Origin of the sequence: Bradyrhizobium sp. CCBAU 25338, from assembly GCF_028128965.1 — a bacterium.
GTDB classification, from domain to species: domain Bacteria; phylum Pseudomonadota; class Alphaproteobacteria; order Rhizobiales; family Xanthobacteraceae; genus Bradyrhizobium; species Bradyrhizobium liaoningense.
Genome location: NZ_LFKY01000031.1, coordinates 140,219 through 157,892 on the forward strand (window position 1 = coordinate 140,219; position 17,674 = coordinate 157,892).

10 protein-coding genes and 1 pseudogene are annotated in these 17,674 nt (G+C 63.0%); 9 read left to right on the forward strand and 2 right to left on the reverse strand.

Annotated features, from left to right (window positions below):
- The first annotated feature begins 489 nt into the window (after positions 1 to 489).
- Entirely contained in the window at positions 490 to 957 is a 468-nt protein-coding gene (locus ACM42_RS12065; RefSeq protein WP_271528121.1) for a hypothetical protein, read from the forward strand.
- A complete protein-coding gene (locus tag ACM42_RS12070) occupies positions 954 to 1,499 on the forward strand; it encodes a cell envelope biogenesis protein TolA (RefSeq protein WP_333921683.1) in 546 nt (181 codons plus the stop codon). Before ACM42_RS12065 ends, ACM42_RS12070 begins: the two co-directional genes overlap by 4 nt.
- A gap of 27 nt (positions 1,500 to 1,526) precedes the next feature.
- Here the strand turns inward: ACM42_RS12070 and ACM42_RS12075 are convergent, their stop codons facing one another.
- Positions 1,527 to 1,790 carry a hypothetical protein gene (locus ACM42_RS12075; protein ID WP_271528122.1) on the reverse strand — a complete coding sequence of 88 codons (264 nt, stop codon included), beginning with the start codon at positions 1,788 to 1,790 and terminating at the stop codon, positions 1,527 to 1,529.
- 158 nt (positions 1,791 to 1,948) lie between these two features.
- On the opposite strand from ACM42_RS12075, the gene ACM42_RS12080 reads away from it, so the two are divergent.
- On the forward strand, positions 1,949 to 2,131 hold the full coding sequence (locus ACM42_RS12080; protein WP_028153819.1) for a hypothetical protein: 183 nt from the start codon (positions 1,949 to 1,951) through the stop codon (positions 2,129 to 2,131).
- A gap of 416 nt (positions 2,132 to 2,547) precedes the next feature.
- On the opposite strand, the gene ACM42_RS12085 is transcribed toward ACM42_RS12080, so the two are convergent.
- The gene (locus ACM42_RS12085; RefSeq protein ID WP_271528123.1) at positions 2,548 to 2,820 is read right to left on the reverse strand and encodes a hypothetical protein; all 273 of its coding nucleotides are present in this window, start codon (positions 2,818 to 2,820) and stop codon (positions 2,548 to 2,550) included.
- Between the two features lie 226 nt (positions 2,821 to 3,046).
- On the opposite strand from ACM42_RS12085, the gene ACM42_RS12090 reads away from it, so the two are divergent.
- From ACM42_RS12090 to ACM42_RS12115, 6 genes and pseudogenes are all read left to right on the forward strand, one after another.
- Positions 3,047 to 3,997, forward strand: coding sequence for an ArdC family protein (locus ACM42_RS12090; protein WP_271528124.1), 951 nt, complete (start codon positions 3,047 to 3,049; stop codon positions 3,995 to 3,997).
- 132 nt (positions 3,998 to 4,129) lie between these two features.
- On the forward strand, positions 4,130 to 6,244 hold the full coding sequence (locus ACM42_RS12095; protein WP_271528125.1) for a ParB/RepB/Spo0J family partition protein: 2,115 nt from the start codon (positions 4,130 to 4,132) through the stop codon (positions 6,242 to 6,244).
- A 181-nt stretch (positions 6,245 to 6,425) separates the two neighbouring features.
- A pseudogene (locus ACM42_RS12100) lies at positions 6,426 to 9,590 on the forward strand (strawberry notch-like NTP hydrolase domain-containing protein); the annotation flags it as partial.
- Between the two features lie 790 nt (positions 9,591 to 10,380).
- Positions 10,381 to 11,331 (forward strand): ArdC family protein, encoded by a 951-nt coding sequence (locus ACM42_RS12105; RefSeq protein WP_128948353.1) that lies wholly within the window; start codon positions 10,381 to 10,383, stop codon positions 11,329 to 11,331.
- A gap of 109 nt (positions 11,332 to 11,440) precedes the next feature.
- Positions 11,441 to 13,558 (forward strand): ParB/RepB/Spo0J family partition protein, encoded by a 2,118-nt coding sequence (locus ACM42_RS12110; RefSeq protein WP_128948354.1) that lies wholly within the window; start codon positions 11,441 to 11,443, stop codon positions 13,556 to 13,558.
- 181 nt (positions 13,559 to 13,739) lie between these two features.
- Positions 13,740 to 17,674: strawberry notch-like NTP hydrolase domain-containing protein (locus ACM42_RS12115; RefSeq protein WP_271528127.1), on the forward strand; the 3,935-nt coding region annotated here is incomplete at its 3' end.

The following is a 17,674-nucleotide window of genomic DNA, read 5'->3' on the forward strand; positions in this document are numbered from 1 at the left end:
TGTTATATAGGCGGGTCTCGCCCCCGCAACGTCAGAGCTTGAGGCTCAACTTCGCTGTCATAAACCTGAAGGCCGGCTTCGATGGCCTCGATCGAATCGGCGTAACCGACCATTCCGTGAACGCTGAGCGGTGTCGCCCACTCGGTTGGCGACATTTATCGGTCGCAGTGACAACAATCGCGCTCTTGAAGCTTTCAAACAAGCGAAGTTGGCGAATTGATACGGTTCGCCTATCAGTTGGCTTTCGCTGCTCCACGAGATAAGTGACCGGCGGCCGTTGCGTCCCGCCGCGATGCTGTCCCAGTTGAATTCGTTGACGCGGAACCACTTCGTACGGCTTCTAAATTCTCGAGTTCAGCGCGTTGAACTTAGCATAGATCTGCTCTGCGGCCTCGAATGCTGCGTTTTAGTAGATAGAAGCGCTTGACCGCGACCAGGCGCTTCGCCTCGATTGGATTGTCATGATCGCATTTTGCAAGGGTCCATGAATTGACGGTAGCTTTCGCGGCTTCGCTCACCGCCTGTGCGGAATTTCAGGCATTTGAGATCATCGAGGGCTTTGATCTCTTTGCGAAACGAGCCGGCGCATCTGTGCGCCGGTGTTGCCACAGGGAAAAGCCCAGGGGCGAGATCGTGTTTCGGGCCGAACCCTCAACTGCTCCGCATCTCAGCCAACAGGCTGGGATCGAGATAAGTCGAATAGTCCGGGATAACGGAATCAGCTCTCGCGACACCTTCCGCGATCGCCCATTGGGCCTGCTCGGACATCTTGTTGGAAAGGGCAGGAACGTCGAGCTGAAGACCAAAGCGCATTCGTTTGATGGCCGCGGCTGCGACTTCGGTATCCATCTTCGAATATTCGGCGCCGATCCGCAGGGCTTCCTGCGGGTCCGTGTCGATAAATTTGCACCCTTGTTCGGGCGCACGCAGAGCTGGCGATTGCTGAACCTTCCATGAAAGCGGCTCTGGAAGCGTGGGGCGCAGACAGCAACCTCTTCCACCAGGGCGCGGCGAAGGAAAGCGACGATCCGGACGTTATCGCAGCGGCCATGGCAAAGCCCGGCGTCGTTCTAAGGCGCCCGGTCGGAACCGACCGACCTTTCAGCGAGCATGCCGAGCTGCCCACCTATCTTCGCGACGGCGGACCAACGAAAGTCGCCCGCAAGTTGAAAGGCCCAAAGGCAAAGAACCTTTCCTCTCGCCCCGTCGACAAGGCTGCCGAACGAAAGGCCGCTCTCGCCTTCGAAAAGGAGCAGAAGCGGCGCCAGCTTGAACAGGCAAAGGAAGAGGCTGCCAGGCAGAAGGACCGTGAACGCCGTCAGCAGGCTGTCGACAAGGCGCAGGCTGCGCTAGACAAGGCTGAGCAAGAGCATGCGAAGCGGGCCGCCGCCATCGAGGCCGAGCTTGAGGCTATCGAGGAGAGATCGCAAGCCGAACAAGCCCGCTGGCATAAGGAGAAGGAGCAATTGGAAGCTACGCTGCGGCGCGCCCGGGGTTAGTTTCGGTCGTGCTCGGCGCCCGTCCTTCTAATCAGGAGGGCATTCTGGGCAGGTATCACCAATCGAGTTCAGCACGTCGTGAACTTCGGCCGCCGCTGCATCGGGGGAGACGCCTGCTGGCGGGTCTCCACGGGCGATATCGAAGGCCCGCTCTCTTGCATGCGGATCGGCGCGGTCCTGCATCCAGCTGTGTTCCTCGCACTCGCGGATGGCGCCCGCTTCCTGGAGAACGTGGATCGCCCACCCGCGCAGCGTCCGTATCGGCGGCCTTCGTTCACGCGTCATCAGCATCGAAATGGCTCCTGATAGGACGAATCGTTGTGTCCGCCATTCGTTCCGGCTGGCAGGATTTCGCAATGGCAGGAACTCAGGGTTTGGAGTGCTAGCGCAGTGTGGGCGACTCACGCTACCCATCATTCTCAACCACCTCACTGCACAATGGGAATGATATGGTTGCTGCCACCCGTGAACTGCCTGCTTCTGGTTATGCGCTTGAAGTGGACGGCCGACTGAAAGCCGAATTTGCAACCAGAGACGGCGCCAGGGCAGGTGGAGAAGAGCTCAAGAAACGTTTTCCCATGCTTCAGATCAGGATCTATGACGCGCAGACGAATGCGCGCGAGGAAATCTAGTTCCTCCGCTCAAGTCTTCGCGCCCCTTCTTGCGCGCGTGCGGCTTCCGCCGCACCGGGCTCTCGTGAACCGAGCCGCTCCGCGTCTCGGCCATCCGGCTTCGATCCCTCGCGCGATCATGAGTCGCTCGCCGTAGGCACTCGCGTTAGGGGCCGCCGTCATTTCATGCCGGCGCCGCTATCACTGCCCCGCGCCGGGTGCCTTTGCCTTCCCTTCGCTCCGCGCTCTTCGGGCTTCCATCACTTTTGCGAAAGAAGGCTGCGGTGCCGCGAAAACCATTCTCTCAGAGAATCGTGGCGTCACCGTCGCAGGAAGTGGCGGTATTGATGCTTCGCGCAAGAGCAGATCATGCCCTCGCCGGGCAGAAACGAAAAACCGGCCCTTTATGCAGTAGCTAGCTGCACAAAGGGCCGGCCTTATGTTGCCTTGCCGCGCCAGAGAAACGGATGCAAAGGACATTTCAGATCCTTTGGACAGGCTCGCTTTGCGTCCGGGTTGCGGCGACCCGCAGGCGGCAATCTCTCAGTCGCGGATAGGACTACTTCTTTTTCTTTGAAGTCTTCTTTGCCACCTTCTTGGTGGCTGCCTTGGCGGTCTTCTTTGCCTTCTTCGCTTTCTTGGCCATGTCGTCCTCTGTAAAAAACTGGCTCAGTGAACATGCGCACGCCGTGAATCGACGTGCGCAACATTGAGACGATATCACAAATGCAAAATTGATACCAACGAGTGGTGAGATCGCTCTTGAGCCGCTCGCCGGGCTTCCATCCCTAACGCCAAGACGCCGCGCGACCGCGAACCCGCTTCTCAAAGAGCGCGTGGCGTCACCGTCACTGAGAGTGAGAGTGCGGGCCGGGTCTGCCGCGACGGGTTGAAGATCGGAGGAGAGGCTTCCGGTGCCCGTCGCGGAGAACCGCGATGCCTGGACATACCGCCCGAGTTCGCGCCGGCAAAGACCGCGCGAGCCTTTACACCGAAATCACCGACAAGATCATCGCCGAGCTGGAGGCCGGCCGTATCCCGTGGGTGCAGCCATGGGGGACGGCGGCGATCAAGGCGCCGCTCGCCATGCCGCGCAACGCGTCGACGCAGCGCGTATATTCCGGGATCAATGTGCTGATCCTGTGGGGCGCCGTTATCGAGCACGGCTTTTCCGGACAGAGCTGGCTCACCTTTCGCCAGGCGCTCGCGCTTGGCGGCAACGTCAGGAAGGGCGAACGTGGAACAACCGTCGTCTATGCCGATCGCTTCACCCCGGACGACGAACGTCGGCGCGCCGCTGAGGCCGGTAAAGAGCCGGGCGCCATCCCGTTTCTCAAGCGTTTTACCGTCTTCAACACGGACCAGTGCGATGGCTTGCCCGAGGGGGTCGTTGCCTCGGTCGTCCCGGCGCCACCAGATCAGATTGAGCCCCGAGCCGAGGCGTTGATCGCCGCCACCGGCGCGGATTTCCGTATCGGCGGTGCGCGCGCCTACTACAACATGGTGCGCGATTTCGTGCAGGTTCCACCGCCGGCTGTCTATTTCGAGCCGATCAATTGGCACCGGACCGCATTTCATGAGCTCGGTCATTGGACCGGGCAGGCGTCCCGCCTCAACCGCGACCACTCCGGTTCGTTCGGCTCAAAATCGTACGCGCGAGAAGAACTGGTCGCCGAAATGGCGGGTGCCTTCGTTTGTGCCTCGCTCGGTATCGTGCCGACCGTGCGCCACGCCGACTACATCGGTTCCTGGCTGGAGGTGCTGCGCGAGGATAATCGCGCCGTCGTGCGTGCCGCGAGCGCGGCATCGAAGGCCGCTGATTTCCTGCTCGCCTTTCTGCCGCCCGCGATCGATTCCATCGTTGAGGGCAATGAGGAGGCCGCGTGATGCATCCGCACGTCGTCTCAGTGTCCGCCTACAGTTGGTGCTGCGCGTCAGAGAGTGAGAGGAGCGCCGGTTTGCCTGTGACGGGTAGGAGGTCGAGAGAGAGTCTTTCGGCCGCCCGTCGGAGAATCCGACATGGCAAGCGTTCAGAAAATCAAACTCAGTCCCTCCCGCGATATCCCCTTCAACAAACTGGTGCTCAGCCAGTCCAACGTCCGCCGCGTGAAGGCCGGCGTCTCGATCGAGCAACTGGCGGAGAGCATCGCTCAGCGCACGCTGTTACAAAGCCTGAGCGTCCGTGCGGTCGCCGATGCCGACGGCCAGGAGACTGGTATGTTCGAGGTGCCGGCTGGTGGACGCCGCTACCGCGCGCTCGAACTGCTGGTCAAGCAGAAGCGTATGGCGAGGACGCAACCTGTCCCCTGCGTTATCAGGGATGGTGGCATCGCCGAGGACGATTCCCTCGCGGAGAATGACGAGCGGGTCGGCCTGCACCCGCTGGATCAGTTCCGCGCTTTCAAGGTGTTGCATGACGGTGGCATGAGTGAAGAGGATATCGCCGCGCGGCACTTCGTCCCGCCAGCGATCGTCAAGCAGCGCCTGCGTCTGGCATCGGTGTCGCCGAAGTTACACGACGTCTATGCCGAAGATGGCATGACGCTCGAGCAGTTGATGGCCTTTTCCGTCACGGCCGACCAGGCGCGTCAGGAGCAGGTCTGGGATAATGCCAGCAGATCCGGCAACGACGAGCCATATCAGATCCGGCGGATGCTGACGGAGAATACCGTGCGCGCTTCCGACCGTCGCGCCCAGTTCGTCGGACTTGACGCTTACGAGCAGGCCGACGGCACCGTTTTGCGGGACCTTTTCGAGCACGATGACGGCGGCTGGCTTCAAGATGTCCCTTTGCTCGACCGCCTTGTGACAGAAAGGCTCAAGGCCGAAGCCGAGACCATTGCCGCCGAGGGTTGGAAGTGGATTTCCGTGGCCGTCGATTTCCCCTACGGCCATGCGACAGGCCTGCGCGAACTGGAGGGCAAACCTGTCGACCTGTCCCCTGACGAGCAGGTCACCATCGACGTGCTGGTCGCCGAGCAGGGCAAGCTTGAATCTGACTACCAGGATGCCGACGAATTGCCCGACGACGTCGATCAGCGTCTCGGTCAGATCGAGGCTGCACTGACTGCGCTCGAAGACAGGCCGGTGCTCTACGATCCGACCGAGATCGCCCGAGCTGGCGTCTTCGTTAGCATAGATTCCGAGGGCCGCCTTTCCGTGGACCGGGGTTACGTCCGGGCAGAGGACGATAAACCAGCAACCGATGCTGATGGCGGGCAGGCCGCCGATCCGTTGTCGACCGAAGGGCAAGAGGCAAGCACGTCCGTCCAGCGCACGGTGATCGCAGTCGCCGGTCAATCGGTCGATCCCGAAGAAGATGATGACGATGCGGCCAAACCTCTGCCGGATCGGCTCATCACCGAGCTGACGGCGCATCGCACGCTGGCATTGCGGGATGCACTGGCGGAAAATCCCGCCATCGCGTTCCAGGCGGTATTGCACAACTTCGTGCTGACCGCATTTTACCGGTTCTCGTCTTCTGGAAGCTCTCTTGAGATCGGACTTCGTACGCCGACCCTTCCCGCTCAAGCCCCCGGCCTGAGGGAGAGCGCGTCCGCGAAGGCCGTTGAGGTTCGGCACGAGTCCTGGAAAGCACGGTTGCCGAAGGCCGAGACCGATCTTTGGGATGCGCTCACAGCTCTCGATGGTGACGCGCAAGCATCCCTGTTCGCTCACTGTGCGTCATTTGCGGTCAACGCCGTCTATGAGCCGGCCAATCGCTACAATCAGGGCCGTGTCTCCGCCCACGGCGTCCAGACGCGTCTTGATCAGGCCGATGTGCTGGCGCGCGCCGTCGGGCTCGACATGGTGCAGGCCGGCTGGCGCCCCACCGTCGACAACTATCTCGGCCGGGTCACCAAGCCTCGCATTCTGGAGGCGGTGCGGGAAGCAAGAGGCGAGTCTTCCGCGCAACTGATCGACCACCTGAAGAAGACCGACATGGCCAAGGAGGCTGAGCGGCTTCTCGATGGTTCGGGTTGGTTGCCGGAACCGCTGCGTCTCGTCGATCCCAGCGTGTCGTCGGTGGAGCAGGAGGGTGAAGCCAGCCCTCTGCCCGAATTCCTCGCCGACGATGAGGATCGGGAGAACGCGGGCGACGACGACCCGCAACAGCTCGACGCGGCTGAGTAACGTAGAGCGGGATGGCTCCGGCCGTCCCGCAGTTGCTTGGGGACCGGCGTGCCGCGCCGGTCCCCATTTTTGTGGGCGAGCGCCGAGAGGGAGAGCCGGGCCGGGAAGGGTTTGAGCCGTCGGGTCAACGGAGAGCGCCTGATGGTTCGACCTGTTCCCGCTCTCCGAAAGAAATCCTGCCATGACCGAATCTCTCGCCGGCGGCGCTGCAGTCGCGCCGCTCTCGATGCGCGCCGCTGCCACTCTCACCTCTGCCGCCGTCAGGGCCGCCCGCCGGCTCCTAACGGATCTCGAACGCGGCCGTCGCATCGATGCCGCCGTCCTGCGAAGCGCCATGGAGGCTGCATTCGGTGGCTCGGACGCGGCCGGCGCCTGGAATTGGAAGACTGCCTATGACGTCTGCGAGGCGGCAACAGTTCTCTTCCTGCGCAAGTTCGGCCCGGCCATCCGGGCGAAGGCAGGCTCGACGGCCGCCATGCTGCCGATGCTCGCGAGAATCGCGAGCTGTCTGCCGACCCATACGCGGCGTTCCGAGGACAGTCAGGCGCTTCAGCAATTCTCGACGCCGATCCCGCTTGGGCTGGCCGCATGCACCGCAGCCGGTATTACGCCTGCCGACCGCGTTTTGGAGCCCTCCGCGGGGAGCGGCTTGCTCGCTATCTTCGTCGAGCTCGCTGGCGGCTCTCTGATGTTGAACGAGTTGGCCGAAGGCCGCGCGGCGCTGCTCGATCATCTGTTCACCAACGTTGAGGTCACGCGGTTCGACGCCGCGCAGATCGATGATCACCTCGACGCGAGCGTTGTGCCGAGCGTCGTTCTGATGAACCCGCCGTTCTCCGCGGTGGCGAATGTCGATCGACGCATGGCGGATGCCGCCTTCCGACACATCGCTTCGGCGCTCGCGCGCCTTTGCGACGGTGGACGCCTCGTCGCCATCGCTGGCGCGGGCCTTGCGCCGGATAACCCGGCGTGGCTAGAGGCCTTTGTTCGCCTCCAGGAGCGTGGACGGATCGTGTTTTCTGCCGCAATCGACGGCGCAGTCTACGCCAAGCACGGCACCCAGATGGACACGAGGCTGCTCGTGATCGACAAGCGGCCCGCCGCCGATCCGAAGGCGTTTCCTGCCTCGCAAGACATGGCCGGCGATGTCGCCACCTTGCTCAACTGGGTGACCCAGCACGTACCTCCGAGGCTACCCGTCGCCGCGCCGGTCGTGGCCGACATCGTTAGGCGCCCTGCAATGCCCCGATCGGCCGGCGGCATTGCACCAAGCCGCTCGTCGACTTCGCGGAGCGCGCCAGAAGGTGTGGAACTTGCGTACGAGACCGTAGAATGGTCGCCGCCGGAAGGCGCCCGCCTCACCGATGCGCTGTATGAGGAGTACGGATTGCAGTCGATCCGTATTCCCGGATCATGCGCACATCCGACCAAGCTCGTGCAGTCCGCGGCGATGGCCTCCGTTGCGCCACCGAAGCCCTCCTATCGTCCGCATCTGCATCCAAATCTGGTGGCAGATGGAGTTCTCTCGGACGCCCAGATCGAGAGCATCATCTATGCCGGCGAGGCGCATTCCGAGTTTCTCGCGGGCTCCTGGACGGTCGATGCGACCTTTGACGTTGTGGCGGCCGCACGCGACGACGCCGAGACTGCCGTCCGCTTTCGCTGCGGCTGGTTCTTGGGTGATGGCACCGGCGCTGGCAAGGGACGGCAGGTCGCTGGGATCCTGCTCGACAATTGGCTCAAGGGCCGCCGCCGGGCGGTCTGGATCAGCAAATCCGACAAGCTGATTGAGGACGCCCAGCGCGACTGGTCCGCGCTCGGCATGGAGCGACTGCTCGTTACGCCTCTGTCCCGGTTTCGCCAGGGCACACCGATCCGGCTTTCGGAAGGCATCCTTTTCGTCACCTACGCCACGCTACGCACCGACGAGCGTGGCGAGAAGCTGTCGCGTGTCAGGCAGATCGTTGAATGGTTGGGCTCCGACTTCGACGGAGTAATCGTCTTCGACGAGAGCCACGCCATGCAGAATGCGGTCGGGGGCAAGGGCGAGCGCGGCGACCAGGCGGCCTCTCAGCAGGGGCGCGCGGGCCTGAGGCTCCAGCACGCCTTGCCCAATGCTCGCGTGGTTTATGTGTCGGCGACGGGCGCCACCACGGTCCACAACCTCGCTTATGTTCAACGCCTCGGCCTTTGGGGCGGTGCCGACTTCCCATTCGCCACACGTGCCGAGTTCGTCGAGGCAATCGAGCAGGGTGGGGTCGCGGCAATGGAGGTGCTGGCGCGCGACCTCAAGGCGCTCGGCCTCTACGCCGCCCGCTCATTGTCCTATGAGGGCGTCGAGTACGAGCTCGTGGAGCACCAACTCACGCCGGAGCAGGTTCGCATCTACGACGCCTATGCAGATGCGTTCAGCATCATCCATAACAATCTCGACGCAGCGATGCGGGCCGCCAACATCACCGGCGAAACCGGAACGCTGAACGGGCAGGCAAAATCTGCGGCCCGATCCGCCTTCGAGAGCGCCAAACAGCGCTTCTTCGGTCATCTGCTGACCTCGATGAAGACGCCGTCGCTCGTCCGATCGATCGAGCGCGATCTCGACGCCGGCCATGCCGCTGTCATCCAGATTGTCTCAACGGGCGAAGCACTGATGGAGCGCCGGCTCGCCGAGATCCCGACCGAAGACTGGGGCGACGTCCAGGTCGACATCACCCCGCGCGAGTATGTGCTCGACTATCTCGCCCATTCCTTCCCGGTTCAGCTCTACGAGCCCTTTACAGACTCGGAGGGTAACCTCTGCTCTCGGCCGGTCTATCGCGATGGCCAGCCAGTTGAGAGCCGGGAAGCCGTAGCACGGCGCGGCCGCCTCATCGAGAAACTCGCTTCGCTGCCTCCGGTACCCGGCGCGCTGGATCAAATCGTGCAGCGCTTCGGCACCGACATGGTCGCCGAAGTGACCGGCCGCTCGCGCCGTATCATTCGTAAGGGCGACCGATTGGTGGTCGAAAATCGCGCCGGTTCGGCCAATCTCGCTGAGACCTCTGCCTTCATGGACGACGTCAAGCGCATCCTCGTGTTCTCCGACGCAGGCGGCACGGGGAGGAGCTACCATGCCGAACTGTCGGCTCGAAATCGGCGCTTGCGCGTCCACTATCTGCTCGAACCCGGCTGGAAGGCGGATGCTGCGATCCAGGGCCTCGGCCGGACCAACCGGACCAACCAGGCGCAGCCGCCGCTGTTTCGGCCCATCACAACCGATGTGAAGGCCGAAAAGCGCTTCCTCAGCACCATCGCGCGCCGGCTCGACACATTGGGGGCCATTACGCGCGGCCAGCGCCAGTCGGGCCGGACTCTAACTCCTTCTGGAGGAAATACGCAGTGGCAGGTCAACCTCACTACACAATGGGAATGAAATGGTTGCAGCTACCCGTGAACCGCCGGCCTCTGGTTACGCACTCGAAGTGGATGGCCGACTCAAAGCCGAATTTGCAACCAGAGACGGCGCCAGGGCAGGTGGAGAAGAACTAAAGAAACGTTTTCCCATGCTTCAAATCAGGATCTATGACGCGCAGACGCATGCGCGCGAGGAAATCTAGATCTTCAGACTAGCGGAATTTTCCGCTTTGCGCGTGCGGCTTCCGCCGCACCGGGCTCTCGTGAACCGAGCCGCTTTGCGTCTCGGCCATCCGGCTTCGATCCCTCGCGCAGGACTGGGGAGTTCCTCGCCGGGGGCACTCGGGAAAGGGGCTCGCCTCTCGGCGATCGCTATCGCTGCCCCGTTCCCGGGTGCCGCTATTGAACCGGTCTCGTCGCTGCACTCGGACCCGCGTGCCCCTTCGGGTCGCTATGCTCACGCTCTCCGGGTGCCATTTTGCGTTGAGGCGATGCGCCCTTGGCGCGCGCCGGGTGGGGCCTGCGGCCCCTAAAGCACCTCGAGGCCATCCCGAAGAATGGAACGAAAGACGGAGCGCGTCGCAGATTTCGCATTCTGTCATCTGTGTGCGTGAGGAGCTCTCGCAAATCACGCGCCCTCGATTTCCCCTAAAAAAGCTTAAAGTGAGAGTGCCGGCCGGGTTTTGCCGTGACGGGTTACAGGCTGCGAGAGAGGCTCGCGGCGCCCGTCGCGGAGATCCGTTATGTCCAGACACTATCTTCGGGCACGCGCCGGCGAGGACCGGACCAGCCTTTATGACGAAATCACCAACAAAATTATCGGCGAGCTTGAAGTCGGCCGCGTCCCGTGGGTACAGCCTTGGGGTTCGACGGCGGCGGCGTCATTGGCCATGCCGAAAAGCGCCGCCACTGGCCGTCAATACAGCGGCATCAACGTCCTAATCCTTTGGGGGGCTGCCACCGAACACGCATTCACCGGTCAGAGCTGGCTCACCTTCCGCCAGGCGCTCTCGCTTGGCGGTCACGTCCGCAAGGGCGAGCGCGGCACGAGCGTCGTCTATGCGGACCGCTTTGTGCCGGCCGACGAAAAGCGGCGCGCCCGCGAAACAGGTGACGAAGCCCAGGCCATCCCGTTCCTCAAGCGGTTCACGGTCTTCAATATCGACCAGTGCGAGGGCTTGCCTTCGGAGATCGCAACGACGCCACCTCCGCCGCCTGGCCTGATCGAGCCAAAGATTGAATACCTGATCAAGGCGACCGGGATCGACTTCCGCATTGGCGGCAACCGCGCCTTCTATATGCCGGCAGAAGATTATGTGCAGGTACCGCCACCACAAGCCTATTTCGAGCCGATCAACTGGCATCGGACGGCCCTTCACGAGCTGGCGCATGCTAGCGGCCATACATCGCGTCTGAATCGCGATTTGTCGGGAAGCTACGGAAGCAAGAAGTATGCCTTTGAGGAATTGATCGCGGAGATATCGTCCGCATTCGGATGCGCCTCGCTCGGCATCGTGCCGACGGTGCGGCACGCCGACTATATCGGCTCCTGGCTTGAGGTGCTGCGAGAGGACAATCGTGCCATTGTGCGAGCTGCCTCGCAAGCCAGCAAGGTTGCGGACTATCTCCTTGGGTTCTTGCCGGAGGAGGTTGGCGACATGACGACGGAGAGAGCGGAACAGGAGGCAGCGTGAGGGTCTCCTCGGCCACCGCGAGTAAGCGAGTGAGAGGGCAGGGTCGTTTTTCGCGACGGGTTGAAGGCCGAGAGAGAGGCTCACGGCTGCCCGTCGTGGAAGAATCGACATGACGAAGGCTGTCCAAAAGATCACCCTGTCGCCCTCACGCGACATTCCGTTCAACAAGCTGGTGCTGAGCCAATCCAATGTTCGCCATGTGAAGGCGGGCATTTCGATCGAGCAACTCGCCGAAAGCATCGCGGCGCGCACGCTCCTGCAGAGCCTCAACGTCCGTGCCGTCGTTGATGCCGAAGGGAACGAGACGGGCATGTTCGAAGTGCCTGCAGGCGGCAGGCGCTATCGCGCCCTCGAACTGCTGGTGAAACGAAAGAGCATGGCGGAAACGCAAGCGGTTCCGTGCGTCGTCCGGGACCAGGGTATCGCGGAAGACGACTCGCTCGCGGAGAATGACGAGCGAGTCGGCCTCCACCCCCTCGATCAGTTCCGCGCGTTCCAGCGCCTCCAGCAAGGTGGCATGAGCGAGGAAGACATCGCTGCCAGGCATTTTGTGACGCCGGCTATCGTGAAGCAGCGACTTCGACTGGCCTCGGTTTCCAACAAGCTGCACGAGATCTATGCCGAGGACGGTATGACGCTCGAGCAACTGATGGCGTTCTCGGTGACAGCCGATCATGCTCGCCAGGAGCAAGTCTGGGAGCAGGTCAGTCGTTCGGGTTACGACGAGCCATACCAGATCCGGCGCTTGCTGACAGAACAAACGGTCCGTGCGTCCGATCGCCGCGCTCGGTTCGTGGGCCTTGAGGCTTACGAACAGGCAGGCGGCGGCGTTTTGCGTGATCTGTTCGAGCATGACGATGGCGGATATTTGCAGGACCTTGCCTTGTTGGACCGTCTTGTTACCGACAAGCTGAAGCTCGAGGCGGAAAGGATCGCGACCGAGGGTTGGAAGTGGATCTCAGTGGCGGTCGATTTCCCCTACGGCCATACCAACGGCCTCCGCGAACTCGAGGGCAAACCTGTGGATCTCACCCCGGAGGAGCAGGCCACCATCGACGCACTCAACGGCGAGCATACTAAGCTTGAATCGGATTATCAGGATGCCGACGAACTGCCCGATGAGGTCGACCAGCGGCTCGGCGAGATCGAAGCGGCACTGCTCGCATTCGAAGACCGATCGATGATCTACGAGCCGGCCGAGATCGTCCGCGCTGGCGTCTTCGTCAGCATCGATTCCGAAGGGCGCCTATCGGTGGATCGGGGTTATGTCCGGTCGGAGGACGACATGTCCGCGATCGATCCTGAAGTCGAGCAGGGCACCGATGCGCAGCCGGTCGAGGGGAAGGAGGCAGGTCGCTCTATTCAGCGCACGGTCATCGCGGTCGCAAGTAGCGCTGCTGACGCTGCAGAAGATGATGAGGACGCGGCCAAACCTTTGCCGGATCGGCTGATGATAGAGCTGACGGCGCATCGCACGCTCGCATTGCGGGATGCGCTGGCGGAAAATCCGGCGATCGCGTTCCAGGCGGTGCTGCACAATTTCGTGCTGACCGCCTTTTACCGGTTCTCGTCGACGGGGAGTTCCCTTGAGATCGGACTTCGCACGCCGACCTTTCCCGCTCAAGCCCCCGGCCTGAGGGAGAGCGCGTCCGCGAAGACCGTCGAGGCGCGGCATGAATCCTGGAAAGCACGGTTGCCGAAAGGTGAGAAGGACCTGTGGGATGCGCTCACAGCTCTCGACGGTGCCGCTCAGGCGTCCCTGTTCGCTCACTGTGCGTCATTTGCGGTCAACGCTCTCTACGAGCCAGCCAGCCGCTACGATCAGGGCCGTGTCTCCGCCCATGGTGTTCGCGCGCGTCTCGACCAGGCCAATGTGCTGGCGCGCGCGGTCGGGCTGGACATGGTGCAGGCCGGCTGGCGACCCACCGTCGACAACTATCTTGGCCGGGTCACCAAGCCTCGCATTCTGGAAGCTGTGCGAGAAGCAAGGGGCGAATCTTCCGCGCAGTTGATCGACCACTTGAAGAAGGCCGACATGGCCAAAGAGGCCGAGCGTCTTCTTGATGGTTCAGGCTGGTTGCCGGAACCGCTGCGTCTCGTCGATCCCAATGCGGCGCCAGTGGAGCGGGAGGTTGAAGCAGGCCCGCTACCCGAATTCCTCGCCGACGATGAGGATCGGGAGAACGCCGGCGACGATGACCCGCAACAGCTCGACGCGGCTGAGTGACACAGAGCGGGATGGCTCGGGCCATCCCGCAGTTGCCTGGGGACCGGTGTGCAACGCCGGTCCCCATTTTTATGGGCGAGCGCTGAGAGGGAGAGCAGGGCCGGCGAGGTTTGAATTGCCGTGGTCTTAAGGGGAGCGCCGCGCGGTTCGACCTGTTCCTGCTCTCCCGAGAAATCCTGCCATGACCGAATTTCTTGCGGGCGGCGCTGCCGCCGCGCCGCTCTCGATGCGTGCCGCTGCTACTGTCACCTCTGCCGCCCTCAAGGCCGCCCGACAGATCTTGACTGATCTTGAACGCGGCGGTCGCATCGATGCGGCTGTCCTGCGTAGTGCCATGGAAGCTGCCTTCGGCGCCTCGGACGCGGCCGGCGCATGGAACTGGAAGACCGCCTATGACGTCTGCGAGGCGGCAACCGTTCTCTTCCTGCGCAAGTTCGGTCCGGCCATGCGCGCCAAGGCTGGCTCGACGGCTGCCATGCTGCCAATGCTCGCGAGAATCGCGAGCTGTCTGCCGACCCATACGCGGCGTTCCGAGGACAGTCAGGGGCTCCAGCAATTTTCGACGCCGATCCCGCTTGGGCTGGCCGCATGCACCGCAGCAGGCATTACGCCTGCCGACCGCGTTCTGGAGCCATCCGCGGGGACCGGCTTGCTCGCCATCCTGGCCGAGCTCGCCGGCGGCTCTTTGATGTTGAACGAGTTGGCCGAAGGCCGCGCGGCGCTGCTCGATCATCTGTTTGCCAAAGTTGAGGTTACGCGGTTCGACGCCGCGCAGATCGACGATCACCTCGACGCGAGCCTTGTGCCGAGCGTCGTTCTGATGAACCCGCCGTTCTCCGCGGTGGCGAATGTCGATCGACGAATGGTGGACGCCGCTTTCCGGCATATCGCTTCGGCGCTCGCGCGTCTTTGCGATGGTGGGCGCCTCGTCGCCATCGCCGGCGCGGGCCTTGCGCCGGATAACCCGGCGTGGACCGGTGCCTTTGTTCGGCTCCAGCAGCGGGGACGGGTCGTGTTTTCTGCCGCGATCGAGGGCGCCGTCTACGCCAAGCACGGGACTCACACGGACACGAGGCTGCTCGTTATCGACAAGTGGCCCGCTGCCGATCCAAAGGCTTTTCCCGCCTCGCAGGGCATGGCCGGCGATGTCGCCACCTTGCTCAACTGGGTGACCCAGCACGTGCCTCCAAGGCTACCTGTCGCCGCGCCGGTCGTGGCCGACATCGTTAGGCGTCCTGCAACGCCCCGACCGGCCGGCGCCATTACACCAAGCCCGTCGTCCAGTTCGGAGAGCGCGCCCGAAGGTGTGGAACTTGCGTACGAGACCGTCGACTGGTCGCCGCCTGAAGGCGTCCGTCTCACCGATGCGCTCTATGAGGAGTACGGATTGCAGTCGGTCCGTATTCCCGGATCGTGCGCACATCCGACCAAGCTCGTGCAGTCCGCTGCGATGGCGTCCGTTGCGCCACCGAAGCCATCCTACCGTCCGCATCTGCCTTCAAGTCTGCTGGCAAAGGGAGTTCTGTCGGACGCCCAGCTCGAGAGCGTCATTTATGCGGGCGAGGCGCATTCCGAATTCCTGGCGGGCTCCTGGGCCGTCGATGCGACCTCTGACGTTGTGGCCGCCGCGAGCGACGACGCAGAGAATGCCGTCCGCTTTCGTCGCGGCTGGTTCTTGGGCGATGGCACCGGTGCGGGCAAGGGACGGCAGGTCGCAGGGATCCTGCTCGACAATTGGCTCAAGGGCCGCCGCCGTGCGGTCTGGATCAGCAAATCCGACAAGCTAATCGAAGATGCCCAGCGCGACTGGTCCGCGCTCGGCATGGAGCGGCTGCTCGTTACGCCCCTGTCCCGGTTTCGCCAGGGTACCGCGATCCTGCTTTCGGAAGGCATCCTTTTTGCCACCTATGCCACGCTACGCACCGACGAGCGTGGCGAGAAGCTTTCGCGTGTCAGGCAGATCGTTGAATGGTTGGGCTCCGACTTCGACGGAGTGATCGTCTTCGATGAGAGCCATGCCATGCAGAATGCGGTCGGGGGCAAAGGCGAGCGCGGCGACCAAGTGGCCTCTCAGCAGGGGCGCGCGGGCCTGAGGCTCCAGCACGCCCTGCCCAATGCTCGCGTGGTTTATGTGTCGGCGACGGGCGCTACCACGGTCCACAACCTAGCTTATGCCCAACGCCTGGGCCTTTGGGGCGGCGCCGACTTCCCATTCGCCACGCGCGCCGAGTTTGTCGAGGCAATCGAGGAGGGTGGAGTCGCGGCGATGGAGGTGCTGGCGCGCGACCTCAAGGCGCTCGGTCTCTATGCCGCCCGCTCATTGTCCTATGAGGGCGTCGAGTACGAACTCGTTGAACACCAGCTTACGCCGGAGCAAGTTCGCATCTACGACGCTTATGCAGAAGCGTTCAGCATCATCCATAACAACCTCGACGCGGCGATGCGGGCCGCCAACATCACCGGCGAAACCGGAACGCTGAACGGGCAGGCAAAATCCGCGGCCCGATCCGCCTTCGAGAGCGCCAAGCAGCGGTTCTTCGGTCATCTGCTGACCTCGATGAAGACGCCGTCGCTCATCCAATCGATCGACCGCGATCTCGACGCCGGCCATGCCGCTGTCATCCAGATTGTCTCAACGGGCGAAGCGCTGATGGAGCGCCGGCTCGCCGAGATCCCGACCGAAGATTGGGGCGACGTCCAGGTCGACATCACTCCGCGCGAGTATGTGCTCGACTATCTCGCCCATTCCTTCCCGGTTCAGCTCTACGAGCCCTTTACCGACTCGGAGGGCAATCTCTGCTCTCGGCCTGTCTATCGCGATGGCCAGCCGGTCGAGAGCCGGGAGGCCGTCGCACGACGCGGTCGCCTCATCGAGAAACTCGCCTCGCTGCCTCCAGTACCTGGCGCGCTGGATCAAATCGTCCAGCGCTTCGGCACCGACATGGTCGCCGAAGTGACCGGCCGCTCGCGCCGCGTCATCCGCAGCGGCGATCGGCTGACGGTCGAAAACCGCGCCGGCTTGGCCAATCTCGCTGAGACCTCGGCCTTCATGGACGACGTTAAGCGCATCCTCGTGTTCTCCGACGCCGGCGGCACGGGGAGGAGCTACCATGCTGAACTATCGTCCCGGAACCGCCGTTTGCGAGTCCACTATCTGCTCGAGCCCGGATGGAAGGCGGATGCAGCGATCCAAGGGCTCGGCCGGACCAACCGCACCAATCAGGCTCAGCCGCCGTTGTTCCGGCCCATCGCGACCGACGTGAAGGCGGAAAAGCGCTTCCTCAGCACCATCGCGCGCCGGCTCGACACATTGGGGGCCATTACGCGCGGCCAGCGCCAGACCGGAGGGCAGGGGCTGTTTCGGCCCGAGGACAATCTCGAAAGCCAGTACGGGCGTGATGCGTTGCGTCAACTCTACACGTTGCTCGCCCGAGGCAAGGTCGACGGCTGCTCGCTCGAGAGGTTCGAGGATGCCACTGGCCTGAAGCTGACAGATGCCAATGGGCTCAGAGATGACCTGCCGCCGATCACGACATTCCTGAACAGGTTGTTGGCGCTCACCATCGACCTGCAGAATGTCCTGTTTACCGCCTTCGAGCAGCTCTTGACCGCTCGAATCGAGGGCGCGGTAGCATCTGGCACCTATGACCTCGGACTGGAAACGCTCCGCGCTGAAAGCTTTGTGGTCAGCGGCCGGCGGACGATCTATCTCCATCCGCGCACAGGCGCCGAGACACGGCTGCTCACCATCACCCAGCGCCAGCGCAACCATCCTGTTGGTTTGGATGACGCCCTTGCTCGTCTTTCCAATCATGCTGTCCTGCTGATCAACGAGCGCTCGGGACGGGCCGCCGTGCAGGTTTCGGCCCCGAGCGTCATGCTCGACGACGGCGAGATCGAGCGCCGCGTCCGCCTGATCCGGCCCATGGAACAGCACCAGGTCCCCTTGAACATGATGGTGGAGAGCCACTGGATTGAAGCGGATCGCGAACGCTTCGCCGCGGCCTGGCTGGAGGAGTTTGCCGAGGTCCCCAAGTTCACGGAAAGCACGATCCACGTCGTGGCCGGCTTGCTGTTACCCATCTGGAAACGATTGCCGAACGAATCGACCCGCGT